The following is a 13,378-nucleotide window of genomic DNA, read 5'->3' as shown; positions in this document are numbered from 1 at the left end:
TAATTTTCCTCGTCCCGCAACAGAAAAATACCAACTATAGAGCCCTTTCCTTCTTCCTTGAGACGAAATGGACCTACAAGGCGATCATCTTCTCAGGAAAGGGGCTCCTCTTTTTTAAGAGCGGACTGTTTTACTTGTACGTCCTTAATCGTAACTCCCTCAATCACCTTTCAACTTAAAGTTTTTAAAGCCCTCATAGATTTTTTGAATTGCATCCCGATTTTCTAAGGTTAGCGTACGAACATGGTTGTTGGCTGCGGCAATTTCATCAAGGGCCCGGCTTGCATCGCTTACCGCCTGTTTAATCTCTTCCGTAACTTGCAACAAATTCGCCATCTCGGTTTTAATCTGTTTACTTCCGCTCTCCGTTTCGCCCGCAAAATCCTGGACCTTCCCCGTAATAGCCGTAATTTCATCCAGGGCAGTAGAAACCTCCTTAGAAGCGGCTTTTTGTTCCATCATGGCATAGCGGATCTGCTCTCGGTTCTGGTTTACCTCCAGGACTCCCGTACTAATGGTATTAAAACTCTCCTGAACTTGTTTAGAACTCTCCACTACTCGATTGATTACTTCTTGAATGGCCTTGAGGTTAGCGGCAATGCTCTTAGAGTGACTCGCCGCATTTTCCGCAAGCTTGCGAATTTCGTCGGCCACTACCGCAAAGCCCCGCCCATGCTCGCCTGCATGGGCCGCTTCTATAGCCGCATTCATGGCCAAGAGGTTAGTCCGGGCAGCGATACCCGAGATAAGGCTGTTTGCTTCCTGCAAGGCCCGGGATTGCTCGGTGATCTGACCAATCTGCACAATAAGCGGATCCAGGGTGTTACGACCTACTTCACTGGCCTTCACCAGGGCTTCAATCTTAGAATTCCCTGCCTCAAGGGAATCCTGCACCCGTTTAATGGATTCCAGCATTTGCCGAATCGAAGCACTGGACTCGGTAACCGCCGCCGATTGGGTTTCGATATGTTCCTTGAGTTCCGAAATGTTTGATAAAAACTGTTCTATCGTGGCGGCACTTTCGCTTACACTGGCCGACTGATGAAGCACATTTTGATGAATCGACTTCAGAGTGGCGCCGATTTCCTCGGTGGCGGCCGCACTTTGTTCCATTTCGCTGGAAAGGGACTCCCCAAGCTTTCTCAATTCCTCTGTTTCTTGCCGGATCGTTTTGATAATAGTGCTGAGATGACCGGTAAATTGATTAAAATACCGGGCCATAAGCCCAAGTTCAGATTGATCGGGCACTTCCAATTCTACCGAAAGATCTCCCTGCCCCTGAGCGATAGAATCAAAGGTATGCATGACCTGCACAATGGGCTTTCGAATAGCCCGGGAAAAGGCAAAACCGGTGATCAAAAGCCCCACAATAAGTGAACCTACCACGAGAGATGTGATAAGAAAATCCACAAGATACGAATAGGCAATCTTCTTAGAACGATCAACAAGATTCTCTAATTCAGCCCGAACCGCTTCGTTTATAGAACCCACAAGCCCTGTATCTTCCTGCCACAGTTCTTCGTAGGTTATGTTATAAACACCGTTTTGAGTCTCCTGAAAATTTCTTATCACTACCTCATAAAGAGTTTCTTCCAGAACTTGATACCCTCGACTACTCAAAAGTTTGTCGATGGTCTCTTTGGTCTGGGTTGAATAAATAATGGCCGGACTTTTTAAATTGATCTCCAAACCTTCAAACTGTTCAATAAGGTCTAACAGTCGGTTCCGCTCAGCAATTCGATAATCACCGGCTAGAACGCTCCCGAGGGTTGACCGGACAATGGCTACCGACTCCTGGGCTTCCATCATCAGCGCCATAGAGGACATCACCTTACCAATACCACCAATGGTGGGCTGATTTACCGCCTTATTAGAAAGGGCAAGCAACTGACGGATAATACGGGTATACCCATCGAGGACCTGATAAAAATCGCCCCCATTCCAACTATCAACCATTTGGCGAACCTGGGTAAGGGTTGCAGAGATTTCTGCCCCTTCTTCCTTTTTTACATAGGAAAGGCCCGCGATCTCTTTAAGCCACATCCCCAATACTTCATCGACTTTTGTTCGTTCTTGTACCATTTGTTCTGCATTTTTTCCACTGCTTGCAAAAATACCGGAAACTCCCCGTTCTCGCTGGAGGGCTGTCACAAGGTCCGCCGTGATACCCATGACGGTTATATTTTTTTGCTGACTAAGATAGGTAGCATATTCTTTTAAGTGTCTCTGGATATTCATTCCTTCTCGGACAAGAAAGAAACCGAGCGGAACCAGAAAAAGAATAAAGAGCCGGGTCCGGATAGAAAGATTCATGACTGTGTACCCCCGAAGATAGGTTTCCTTACAAAAATATAATGATTCCGAGTTTTTAGCAAGAGAAACAGAAAAGGAGCCCCGCAGGTCAAGCCTACTAGCGGTTAAGAACCAGTCCCTAAAACGTGGTGGGCCCCCATTAATGACAGTTTCTTTTTTCGATAGAGCGAGAGGGTTCCACTTTCCTGCTTGCCCCTTTTTCTACTAGCAAATAGATGTTCTTTATAGTAAACTATAAAGGGATTATGAAATCCATTACAAAACATTTTCGCATTCAATTGTTTATTTCTCTCATATTAAGTTTTGCTCTCTTTTCGTTGTTTTTCCTACTCGATTTCCAGCTTCGAAGTTATGCCCGCTGTATTCAGGAGACAGGATTATTATTTAGTAACTTGAATCGGCTCTTTACCAGTCGGCCTATCGAACAAGAAACGCTCACTTTAGTACAGAAATATTTCCCGGCGAGCCCCCTTCCCATGCTCGTTCAAACAGGGGATATATCAAAAACTCAAGAAGAAGCCCGACGGCTTGCCAGGGAAATTCAGGATCTCCGCAACCAGCGCCTCGAAACACTTATTGTACAATTCCGCCTTATTATGGGGATAATTTTTCCCCTTTTTTCTCTTTTGATTTTTTTCATCATAGTATCAGGGATCTCTTTACGGCATATCTTCCGGCAAGCAACGGATATAGCCCACCATTATGCGACAACCTTTTTCCTGAACTTCATCCCTGCGGAAAGGGAGGATACAACTCGTTCTTTTACTTCACTTACCCCCCCCAGTTGACTACAAAGAACTGGAAGCATTTACCTCCCTTTTTGCTCAGAATCAAGAGGCACTTCGCTTTGTACGGGACTTTCTTTCTATGGATCACAGCTTCTCCCTTGAAGCTTTTATCGACCAGTTTGGGGCCATTGTCTGTGGAGAAACCTATCAAAATTTACTTCCCTGCGACCGTTTTTCTTTAGCGGTATATGACAGCCGGGAGGATCTTCTCATAGCGTACCATGCGTACACCCGTTACAACACACCGGTTCTTCTTCAAAAAGGATTTTCCCAGCGTCTTTCCGAAACTTCTCTTAAAAAAATCATCGACAAGGGGCTTCCTTTCAGAATTATCCACGATCTTACCGAACATGCTTCTCCTTCCGCAGAACTCCTTATTTTAGAAGGAATTCATTCAAATCTCACGATTCCTATTCTTATAAATCAGCGAATTTTCGGTTTTCTCTTTTTTGCTCATAGCAAAACCTTTGCCTACACCGCTGATGAAGGACGGCTGGCCCTCCTTATTTCTAACCTGGTAAAAACCCGATTTTTCTATTCCTACGCGATTCAAAAAACCCTTTCCATCTTTGGGGATGGCATTGTCAATCTTGTAGAATTTAAGGATGATGAAACGGCGGACCACACCCGTCGGGTCTCCCTCTATTCAGAGGTAATTGCTTCGGTGCTCAGCGAACAGGGTCTCATTACCCCCCAGAAGGCCCGGGAAATTACCAACTATGCGCCCCTTCACGATATCGGAAAAATCGGTATTCCGGATCACATTCTGCAAAAACCGGGAAAACTTACCGAGGAAGAATGGCAGATCATGCGACAACACCCGTGGATTGGGGGAAAATTAATTCGGGTAGCAAACCAACAACTTATCGATGAACTGGGCTATGGACTTCTCCACACGGCCTACAACCTTATTGTGGATCACCATGAATGGTGGGATGGTTCAGGGTATCCCCAGCGGAAAAAAGAAAGAGAAATTTCGATAGAAGGCCAAATCGTCGCCATTGCCGATGTGTTTGATGCCCTGAGCACCAAACGTCCTTACAAAGAGGCCTTCCCTTTTGAGACATCCCTACAAATGCTCTGTGAACAAAAGGGAAGCCATTTTAACCCCGAACTGGTGGATATTTTTATAGGAAAAAAAGCAGAGGTATACAAAATTTATCGGCAACACTATAAAAACCAACCGGACACGGAGCACTGACGATGCCCCTAGCAATTTGATGTAACTTCACGCTACTATTGCTTTCATGAATAATCAACAGAAAAAAACCTTCCCTCTTCTTACTATTTTAAGCTTTATCGCTTTTATTGCCCTGGGCATGCCCGATGGGCTTTTAGGAGTAGCCTGGCCCAGCCTTCGACAACAGTTCAAGCTTCCCCTGGACGCCCTGGGGACACTTCTTTTGAGCACCGTCCTGGGGTACCTGCTTTCTAGTTTCAGTAATGGCTACCTTATGAAGCGCCTGGGAGTAGGGAAACTCCTGGCTGCGAGCACAACGCTGACGGGCCTTTCTCTGTTAGGGTATACCCTAAGTCCTTCCTGGCCAGTCTTTGTGGCCCTTGGCTTTTGTGCGGGCCTTGGTGCAGGGGGTATCGATGCCAGTTTAAACAACTGGGTAGAAGCCCACCTGAGTCATCGGGTCATGCAGTGGCTCCATGCAAGTTTCGGCATTGGAATTACCACGGGCCCCCTTATTATGACGGCGGGCCTTGCGGGTACTGGCTCATGGCGACCGGGCTACTGGATCGTCGCGGGAGCCCAGTTGCTCTTAGGGTTGTTCTTTTTTACCCAGGCCCGCCGATGGGACCAGGCGCCGAAGGCGGCCCACTATGAGGCTGAAATGACCGACGGCATGGAGCTGCGGCCCTTTCGTCACACCCTCCGGTACGGACCCGCGTGGCTCAGCGCTCTCCTCTTTTTTATTTACTCGGGAATTGAACTTGGTATGGGGCACTGGGCGTACACCTGGCTTACCGCAGAACTTGCCCTGAGCAGTTCCTTCGCGGGAATCTGGACCGCCGGGTATTGGGCCACCTTCACTATAGGCCGCATCCTTGGGGGCTTTGCTACCCAGAAGATACGCCCCGCTAGCATCCTTAAGATAAGTCTTGTAACCGTGATGGGAGTAACCCTCTTTTTAGCAGCCATTCCGTTCACTGTCCTTAAGATTATGGGGATCCTTCTTTTAGGTTTTGTCATTGCCCCCATCTTCCCGTCTCTCATTTCTACCACTTCCCGGCGGGTAGGACGGGAACACGCGGGGAACACCATTGGGATGCAGATGGCCATGGCAGGTCTCGGCGTGGGGGTCCTCCCGGGCTTCATGGGGATTCTGGGCCGCTATGCGGGGCTCCACACTATTCCCTGGATGCTGGTACTGTGGGCTATCTTACTCTTTCTTCTTAACAGCTGGTTTGAAAGGCGCACCCGAAGGTAAGTTGTCCCACGGTAAGTTATCTCAGTGGCGACGGCCTTCTCTTCTGGCGGCTACCCTCTTTTTCCGGGTCCGGGACACAGCCCGGCCCCGGACTCATAGAGGGGATATTTCGTTTGTTTCTCTAAAGGGGCCCTATATCTTCGCAAAACGCTGCCCATCAATTTTGGCAAGCACCCCGTCGCGCAAATTCTCCTTATAGCGAATCATGGCCTGTTGCAGGGGGGCATCGGCAGTGGCAAGGATCTGGACCGCCAGGAGTCCCGCATTCTTTGCGCCATTTACCGCCACGGTGGCGACGGGCACACCGGCAGGCATCTGTACAATCGAAAGGAGGCTGTCCCAGCCATCGAGGGAGTTGGATGATTTTACAGGCACCCCAATGACAGGAAGGGGCGTGAGGGATGCCACCATGCCGGGCAGGTGGGCCGCCCCCCCGGCGCCGGCAATGATAACCTTAATGCCCCGTCGATGGGCGTTTTTTGCAAACTCCACCATCCGTTCTGGGGTCCGATGGGCCGAAACGATGGTAAGCTCATAGGGGACCCCAAATTCTTTAAGAACCTCTGCGGCCTGCTCCATTACAGCAAGGTCCGAATCGGACCCCATGATAACGCTCACCACCGGCGCCGGGGGGGCGGCGGGATTTTCAGTTCCCCCCGGACCAGCCTCCGGGGATATTTTTTGCGGAGATCCTCTCTCTGTATCACTGTGTATCATGCCTCTACCCTCACAAGGTTCTGCACCATGCGGCTTTTTGCTATAACTTCTTCCCTGGTGCTTCCTACTATAGTGATATGCCCCATTTTTCGACAGGGTCGCGTTTCCTGTTTCCCGTAAATGTGAACCTTCACGCCCTCAATGGCCAGGGCCTTTTCCAGCCCCCGATAGCGAACGGGGCCGGCAAAACCTTCGGCGCCAATCAGGTTAATCATGGCCGCAGACTGGATTAACCGGGTTGTCATAAGGGGGAGCCCCAGAATAGCCCGCAGGTGCTGTTCATACTGGCTTGTGGCACAGGCTTCTATGGTGAGGTGGCCACTATTATGTGGCCGGGGCGCTACCTCGTTAATCCACAGGCGCCCCTGGGTATCAAGAAAGAATTCCACCGCCAGGAGTCCTACCAGGTTACATGCGGCGGCAAGATCACAGGCAATTTGTTCCGCTTCCTTTTCGATACGGGGGTCTATGTCGGCGGGGCACAGGATGTGTTCCACCAGGTTTGCTTCGGGGTGAAATTCCATTTCCACCGCCGGGAAGGGGCGGACCTGTCCGCTGGTGTTTCGAGCGGCAATAACCGCCAGTTCCTTCGCTATGGGGATGTACTCTTCTACCACCGACGGAGCATCGAAAAGCTGCTGCAGGTCTTCTGGACGACGGATCACCAGTACCCCCCGCCCATCGTAACCACCGGTTCTGAGCTTTTGCACAAAGGGGAGGTGCACCTTTCCCTGTTCAACCAGGGCCCGGACCTGGTTGGCATTTTCCACCAATTGGAACTTCCCCGTGGGGAATCCACGGGAAACATAGAATTGTTTCTGCAGTCCCTTATCCTGGATGATACGCAAGATAGCGGGGTCAGGAAGGATTGGCCGCCCTTCCCGGGAAAGACTTTCCAGGGCGGTGATTTCTATACTTTCTATTTCAAAGGTAAGAAGATCTACCTGCCGCCCAAAGGCAAGTACCTCCTGGGGATTGTGGCGATCTCCCCGTACAAGATGGGTACAGGTTCGGCTTGCGGGGCACGCGGGATCCGGATCGAGGACCCAGGTGGCTATGTCCCATTGGTTTGCCACTTGAATCAACATTTTAGCTAATTGCCCGCCTGCAATAATCCCCAGTTTAAAAGAGGAACTCCAATACTGCTCCATTGGGACTCCTTACTCCGGTAGAATTACCGTAGTTTATAGCAAATAGTCCCATAAAAATAAAGTCAAACTCCGCTGCCTGTCGGGGCCCTCCTGGCCCCTCTCCCTCCCACTTGGTCGGCGGCAGCTCCGCTTCAAGTCCAGCACAAAAAAAACGCCGCCTTCCGGCGGCTTCACTTTGGGCCCTGCTGGACTTGCCTTCCAGGGCTTCGCCTCCTGCTCAGCCCTTCCAGGCCGGCTCCGCTGCCTGCCGGGGCCCTCCTGGCCCCTCTCCCTCCCACCTGGTCGGCGGCAGCTCCGCTTCAAGTCCAGCACAAAAAAAACGCCGCCTCCCGGCGGCTTCACTTTGGGCCCTGCTGGACTTGCCTTCCAGGGCTTCGCTTCCTGCTCAGCCCTTCCAGGCCGGCTCCGCTGCCTGCCGGGGCCCTCCTGGCCCCTCTCCCTCCCTCCTGGTCGGCGGCAGCTCCGCTTCAAGTCCAGCACAAAAAAAAACGCCGCCTCCCGGCGGCTTCACTTTGGGCCCTGCTGGACTTGAACCAGCGACCTACGGATTATGAGTCCGCAGCTCTAACCGACTGAGCTAAAGGCCCGGCTCCGATACTTATACCGTTATGGGCAACCATTGTCAAGAGAAGGTCCTTTTTATCAGGATATGGTAAAAGGCGGTTTTCCCTGAGCACCCTGCCCTAGAAAAACAGGGCGCACGTAGATTCCGCAAACAGGACCCTGGATCTCTCTAATGGTATTTTTCCATCCTTCGAACATCACTAAAAGGCCTTTTAAAAGAATCTTCATCTTACCTCGGGGGGCTTAACCTATAGGCCGTATTGGTCAATTGAAATTGGGAAGAAAGATTTCGTGTTACCGCCACCTCTTGATTTTCAAAAATAAAAATTCCCCCTACATCAAGGGGTTCAAGGAGAGAAAGCCCCTTTTCGTATCCCAGGGCAAACACGGTAGTGGAAAGGGCATCCGCATCTATCGAACGGTCCGCCACAATGGTGACCGAAAGAAGACCGTTCTGTACGGGGTACCCGTCTCGAGTAGAAAGGATATGATGATAGCGTTTACCATTTTGTTCAAAGTATCGCTCGTATACACCGCTGGTTACCGTCGTTTTATCTCTTTTTATCTGAACAATCCCAATGTACTCGCCCCGCCCCGAGCGGGGATCCTGGACCCCAATTCGCCAGGGACTGCCATCCTGTTTTTCTCCCACCACAAGGATATTCCCCCCCAGGTCTATCAGGGCCCGGCGAATCCGCCATTGCCGCAACATGGCCGCCAGTTCATCCGCCGCAAAACCCTTAGCGATCGCTCCAAGGTCAAGGGCCATCCCCTCTTCTGTAAGATAGATAGTGTGGTGCTCCGAATCTAAGAGAACCTTCTGGTAATCGATTTTCTTTAAGGCCCCTTCAATTTCTGAGGGATTAGGAACATGGGCATCCTCTGTACCGATGCCCCATAGTTTTACCAGGGGACCCACAGTAGGGTCGAAGGCCCCACCGGACACGCGGGCATATTCGAGGGCCTTTTCAACCACGTAGTACGTGTCAGGATGCACCGGTACCGGAGCGCGGCCGGCCGCTTCATTAACCGCATCAAGTTCGGTACCTGTTTTATTGACACTCATCCGGTCTTCGATTTCCCGAAGTCGCGCAAACAGAGCCCGGTACCGTTCAGGTCTGCCATACTCAAACAGGTTGATGGAACAAACGGTTCCAAGGACGAATTCAGTCTGTGGGGAAGAGGGAGCGGCACAGGAAACGAAAACACCTAACACCACCGCCCAGCCCACCAGGAGTCGCTTTTTAAGTTGTAGAAAGAAAGAAGATAGTTTCTTTTTTGAAGAACAAAAATATGCGTAGGATGGGTTTTTCATTTTTTATTTCTTACCAAAAAAAACAGGTTCTTGCAATGGGATTCCTGACTAAGGATGACTGGTCTTAGTAGGAAACCGTGTGGTCCGCTCAGAGGCGAGTTTCTCGTTAGCGGTAGCGTGGTTACAAGCCGCAGGCCCGTGCTGCAAGGTTTCCTCTTACCCCTCCAGGCTCCGCCCTTCCCAGTCTGTGATATTTCGTTCTTCGCTTGAAAAATTGATGCCGAGGAGGTGTATCCGCTTCCCCTGGCCCTGGTACTTTTCCCAATAGCGCCGTTCTTCTATCTGTTTGATGGCGGGCTCGCTGCTATCTACCTTAAACTCGATGATGTACATGTCCCGGAAGGTTTCGATGGTCATATCGATTCTGCCCTGGTTCGTGGCGTCCTCGCAGGAGACCCGGTACCCGATGGCCGCAAGGAACACGTACACGAGGCTTGCCCAGTAGCCCTCTGCAGTGGCGATGTCGTTTTTCACGTAGTTGTTGTAGGGAATCCCCGCGCACAGCCGCTTGAGCTCATCCACCAGGGCCGAGAGGTTCGCCTGTTCCAGGGCCTGAATCAGTGGTCTGCGATACTGGACAGAAAAATCGATGCGGTTCCCCAGTTGGCGCAGCAACAGTTCATTTAAGGACCGCAGGACTTCGGCATTGGGTACGCCGAGTCGAAACAGGCGGCCGCCAAGATCATCAGCCTCTACGTCCTTAATCGTAAGATACCCCGTCTGCCAGAGGAGGGCCCGAATATCGATGTAGTCCACATCAAAGGCGTTTAAAAGCTCTTCGCTGGCCTGGCAGTTTTCCAGTTCCGGAAGAAAGTACCGCTCCTGCTTAAGAACTTCGATTAAAAAGCTCGGGCTCCCGGTCTGCCACCAGTAGTTGCTGAAAATCTTACCGTTGGACAAAAAGAGGAGGATATCAAAGGGGTTGTAGAGTTTTTCTCCAAAATACCAATAGCCGTTGTACCAGAGTTGGACAAGATGCATGTCTGAGCCTTCCATGGCGTCCGCAAAGACCGTCTCCAGGTCATGCTGGGTGTAGCCGCAGATTTCTCCAAAGGCGGGGTTGAGCGTAATGTCTTCCAGGTTGTTCAGGCCGCTAAAGAGGGAGAGCTTACTGAACTTGCTCACCCCGGTAATGAAGGCAAGCCGTAGGTACCGGTCGCTGTCCTTAAGGACCGAGTAGAGGTTTTTAAGAATGTCCCGGGCTTCCCGGGCGACCTCGGGGCGGGAGAGGTTATCCAGGATGGGCTTGTCGTATTCATCGATAAGGACTGCCACCGGGGCCTCGTAGCGCTCGGAGGCGGCTTTTATAAGATGCTTAAAACAGTCTCGATAATCATCATAGGCGTACTCTGGAACAAGCCCCAGGGTTTCGTAATTTTCTTTAAACGTATATGCCAATTCTTTGCTGACCGCCGAAAGGTTTTTGTAGTCCCCGCTCCCAAAGCTCAGGCGGATGACGGGATAGGGAGTAAAGTCGTATTTGTCGTAGAGATAGAGGCCCTTAAAGAGCTCCTTGTTTCCTGAGAGGGCTTCCGCCAGGGTGTCGAGGAAGAGGCTCTTCCCAAAGCGCCGGGGCCGGGAGAGGAAATAGAATCCCCCACGGCGAGCCACCATTTCTACAAAGCGGGTTTTATCAACATAGTAGTAATTATCAGAGAGAATTTTTGATAAGGTTTGAAGTCCGATAGGGAGTTTTTTGGCGCTCATACCGGAAAGTATAAAACAAGCGGTCTCTTTAGACAATCAAGGGGGCAACTGGGCTAACGGCTCCGGAGCAGCAGGAGGGTGTGCATCGCAAAATTGCGGGGCAGAATAATACGGTCAGCGCTGGTTTGATCGGCGGCGTTGTGGCCGCCCCACCATGGCGAGGGGGCTGTGCAAGGGCCGGCCCTGGACGGGGGCGTTGCGGGGGTGTCCCCCGCAGAGGGGGTAGCGGAGGCCGCCAGAGGCCGCGTGATGCGGCTGCGGCGGCCGGAGCGAGGGGGGGAGACTTCCCCCCTTATTGTTCGCTAAAGAGCTTCATGTAGGCATCAAACACAAAAATACGGTTACGCTGGTATCCGGTAATCTCTTTAAGAATTCCGCTTTCAGTAAACACTCGAACCAGGTCATTGGCCGCTTTAAGAGAAAGTCCTGTGGAAGTTTGAGCCTCCTTCACGGTGATGACCGGCTTTTTAAACAGGTAGCGCAAAAGGTCCATGGCCTGGCGGGAGCGTTTTCCCATGGCGAGAATGTGCTCCTGCTCTATACGAGCTTTAAGGTTCATGATGTTGCGGAGCGTTTCCGTGGCTTTCTCTGCGGTGGTAATCACACCGACCAGAAAAAACTTGATCCATTGGGCTAAATCGTTTCTGGTGCGTACCAGGGTTAAGTTGTCGTAATAAAGGCTTCTGTTTTTTTCGAAGAACTCAGACAGGTATAAGAGCGGCTTTTCGAGTAACCCGCTGGATACCAGATACAGTGTGATGAGAAGCCTGCCCATTCTTCCATTGCCGTCCAGGAATGGGTGTATGGTTTCAAATTGATAATGGGCGATGGCTATTTTAACGAGGTGAGGGATTTTAAGGTCCTGGTTGTTTAAAAAAAACTCAAAGTCCGTAAGCAGGTCCGAAAGCTCTGTATGAGCCGGCGGGATAAAAACCGCATCGGATAGTGTAGCCCCGCCGATCCAGTTCTGGGAAGTTCTGAATTCCCCCGGGGCTTTATGCTGTCCCCTGCCGCTGGAAAGCAAGATGCGATGGGTATTCCGGATCAGTCGTGTGGAAAGGGGCAGGGTTTCCAGTTCTTCGATGGCCGCGTTCATAGCGTTAACATAATTGTGGACTTCCTGCCAATCATCGCGTTGTTCGGGATTTATGTCCGATTCGTCTATAAAAGCTTCTTCGATGTTTGTCCGGGTTCCTTCGATGCGGCTGGAAAGGACCGCCTCTTTAAAAATATGCATGATGATAAACATATCCGTATCGGGAACAAAGCGAGAAAACGAATTTAACTCACCCAGCCGCACAGAAGCCTTTTCCAGAAGTTCGTTGATGGTCGGGTCGGTCCAGTAGAAAGGATGATTGATTTTTTCAGGCAAAAAATACCGGTACTGATACCCATTCCTGTAGGATCCGGCCTTAAAATCTTTGATATCCATACACACCTACTAGCGTATAGTATACACTCATTTAATTTACTTTGCACGCTAAAAGTAAAATAAGTGAATTCTTTTTTTACTTTGGTGTTTGAGGGAGACCGCAGCGAAAATTACGTGGATTCTGAGGGTGTGCATCGCAAAACCGCGGGGCAGAATAATACGGTCAGCGCTGGTTTGATCGGCGGCGTTGTGGCCGCCCCACCATGGCGAGGGGGCTGTGCAAGGGCCGGCCCTGGACGGGGGCGTTGCGGGGGTGTCCCCCGCAGAGGGGGTAGCGGAGGCCGCCAGAGGGCGTGTTACGCGGCTAGGGCCGCTGAGGGAGCGGCTGATAACCACGGTGAGGCGCCGCGGCGAATTACGGGGCCCCAGTGGCCGGCGATGTTTCCCCGCTGGCAGCCGGAGCCGCTGGGGAAGTGGCTGCGGCGGCCGGAGCGAGGGGGAGACTTCCCCCTGCTAGAGTTTGGAAACCACTGGATCGCTGTTTGAATAAAGCCCTGGGTGCACCCTTAAGAAAAGAGGGGGCCTATTTCCCGCGGCAGTCCCGACAGAGGCCGGTAAAATAAAGGGTATGTTGACGGACGGTGCACTGCTGTTCCTGTTCAAACTGGTGAACCACCGGGTCCAGCAAACACACCCCCAGGGGGATAAACCGATGACACCCTTCACAGTGGAACCAATGCCGGTGGGGCGGGAGGAACACCCTTTCGCCGGATGAAGCGGCGGCAGAGGGTTGAGGGGTTTCGCAGGCCGTATAGTATCGTTCAGTGCCGTGCTCCTGACAGGATAGCACAAAAGACTCGGCAAGCCCCTGTTCCTCAAGGTAATGCAGGCCCCGGTATACCGTCGCCGGGTCACAGGGGGGACCTACCCTCTGAGCCACCTGAGAAGCAGAAAGGGGTTCGCTGGCGCCCTGTAACACCTGGAGGATGCGTTTTCGAATTCTGGTCATGCCT

General features: G+C 51.5%; 10 protein-coding genes and 1 tRNA gene. 3 read left to right on the top strand and 8 right to left on the bottom strand.

Translation table 11 applies throughout. The features are described from left to right. Positions 1 to 159: 159 nt before the first annotated feature. Positions 160 to 2,313 (bottom strand): methyl-accepting chemotaxis protein, encoded by a 2,154-nt coding sequence (locus C5O22_RS10645; RefSeq protein WP_132781647.1) that lies wholly within the window; start codon positions 2,311 to 2,313, stop codon positions 160 to 162. 245 nt (positions 2,314 to 2,558) lie between these two features. On the opposite strand from C5O22_RS10645, the gene C5O22_RS10640 reads away from it, so the two are divergent. From C5O22_RS10640 to C5O22_RS10630, 3 genes are all read left to right on the top strand, one after another. Next, positions 2,559 to 3,101: a hypothetical protein gene (locus C5O22_RS10640; protein ID WP_132781645.1), complete on the top strand. Its 543-nt coding sequence runs from the start codon at positions 2,559 to 2,561 to the stop codon at positions 3,099 to 3,101. A 79-nt stretch (positions 3,102 to 3,180) separates the two neighbouring features. Continuing rightward, on the top strand, positions 3,181 to 4,302 hold the full coding sequence (locus tag C5O22_RS10635; protein ID WP_132781644.1) for an HD domain-containing phosphohydrolase: 1,122 nt from the start codon (positions 3,181 to 3,183) through the stop codon (positions 4,300 to 4,302). A 46-nt stretch (positions 4,303 to 4,348) separates the two neighbouring features. Beyond that, on the top strand, positions 4,349 to 5,539 hold the full coding sequence (locus C5O22_RS10630; protein WP_132781642.1) for an MFS transporter: 1,191 nt from the start codon (positions 4,349 to 4,351) through the stop codon (positions 5,537 to 5,539). A gap of 132 nt (positions 5,540 to 5,671) precedes the next feature. Here C5O22_RS10630 and purE read toward each other — a convergent pair whose 3' ends face one another. From purE to C5O22_RS10595, 7 genes are all read right to left on the bottom strand, one after another. Further along, complete coding sequence (purE, locus tag C5O22_RS10625) at positions 5,672 to 6,256, bottom strand: 5-(carboxyamino)imidazole ribonucleotide mutase (RefSeq protein WP_132781640.1); 585 nt, start codon at positions 6,254 to 6,256, stop codon at positions 5,672 to 5,674. Beyond that, a complete protein-coding gene (locus tag C5O22_RS10620; protein ID WP_132781639.1) occupies positions 6,253 to 7,407 on the bottom strand; it encodes a 5-(carboxyamino)imidazole ribonucleotide synthase in 1,155 nt (384 codons plus the stop codon). The genes purE and C5O22_RS10620 overlap by 4 nt, the downstream gene beginning before the upstream one ends. A 513-nt stretch (positions 7,408 to 7,920) precedes the next feature. Further along, a tRNA-Ile gene (locus tag C5O22_RS10615) sits at positions 7,921 to 7,994 on the bottom strand. Between the two features lie 206 nt (positions 7,995 to 8,200). Beyond that, on the bottom strand, positions 8,201 to 9,286 hold the full coding sequence (locus C5O22_RS10610; protein ID WP_132781637.1) for an FAD:protein FMN transferase: 1,086 nt from the start codon (positions 9,284 to 9,286) through the stop codon (positions 8,201 to 8,203). A 156-nt stretch (positions 9,287 to 9,442) separates the two neighbouring features. Next, positions 9,443 to 10,993, bottom strand: a complete 1,551-nt coding sequence (locus C5O22_RS10605) for an ATP-binding protein (protein ID WP_132781636.1) — start codon at positions 10,991 to 10,993, stop codon at positions 9,443 to 9,445. A 292-nt stretch (positions 10,994 to 11,285) separates the two neighbouring features. After that, positions 11,286 to 12,425, bottom strand: a complete 1,140-nt coding sequence (locus C5O22_RS10600; protein ID WP_132781634.1) for a Fic family protein — start codon at positions 12,423 to 12,425, stop codon at positions 11,286 to 11,288. Positions 12,426 to 12,948: 523 nt separating this feature from the next. Continuing rightward, positions 12,949 to 13,374, bottom strand: a complete 426-nt coding sequence (locus C5O22_RS10595) for a Fur family transcriptional regulator (RefSeq protein WP_132781633.1) — start codon at positions 13,372 to 13,374, stop codon at positions 12,949 to 12,951. Positions 13,375 to 13,378: the final 4 nt, after the last annotated feature.

This window comes from Treponema sp. J25, assembly GCF_004343725.1.
Taxonomy (GTDB): domain Bacteria; phylum Spirochaetota; class Spirochaetia; order Treponematales; family Breznakiellaceae; genus J25.
Note: the sequence above shows the minus strand (reverse complement) of the source record. Positions and strands in the feature narration are given on the sequence as shown.

Excerpts from the sequence above, each read along its gene's own strand:
- C5O22_RS10595 (WP_132781633.1), bottom strand. The coding sequence starts at position 13,374 with ATGACCAGAATTCGAAAACGCATCCTCCAGGTGTTACAGGGCGCCAGC.
- C5O22_RS10630 (WP_132781642.1), top strand. The coding sequence starts at position 4,349 with ATGAATAATCAACAGAAAAAAACCTTCCCTCTTCTTACTATTTTAAGC.
- C5O22_RS10600 (WP_132781634.1), bottom strand. The coding sequence starts at position 12,425 with ATGGATATCAAAGATTTTAAGGCCGGATCCTACAGGAATGGGTATCAG.
- C5O22_RS10645 (WP_132781647.1), bottom strand. The coding sequence starts at position 2,313 with ATGAATCTTTCTATCCGGACCCGGCTCTTTATTCTTTTTCTGGTTCCG.
- C5O22_RS10610 (WP_132781637.1), bottom strand. The coding sequence starts at position 9,286 with ATGAAAAACCCATCCTACGCATATTTTTGTTCTTCAAAAAAGAAACTA.
- C5O22_RS10620 (WP_132781639.1), bottom strand. The coding sequence starts at position 7,407 with ATGGAGCAGTATTGGAGTTCCTCTTTTAAACTGGGGATTATTGCAGGC.
- C5O22_RS10635 (WP_132781644.1), top strand. The coding sequence starts at position 3,181 with ATGGATCACAGCTTCTCCCTTGAAGCTTTTATCGACCAGTTTGGGGCC.
- C5O22_RS10605 (WP_132781636.1), bottom strand. The coding sequence starts at position 10,993 with ATGAGCGCCAAAAAACTCCCTATCGGACTTCAAACCTTATCAAAAATT.
- purE (WP_132781640.1), bottom strand. The coding sequence starts at position 6,256 with ATGATACACAGTGATACAGAGAGAGGATCTCCGCAAAAAATATCCCCG.
- C5O22_RS10640 (WP_132781645.1), top strand. The coding sequence starts at position 2,559 with ATGAAATCCATTACAAAACATTTTCGCATTCAATTGTTTATTTCTCTC.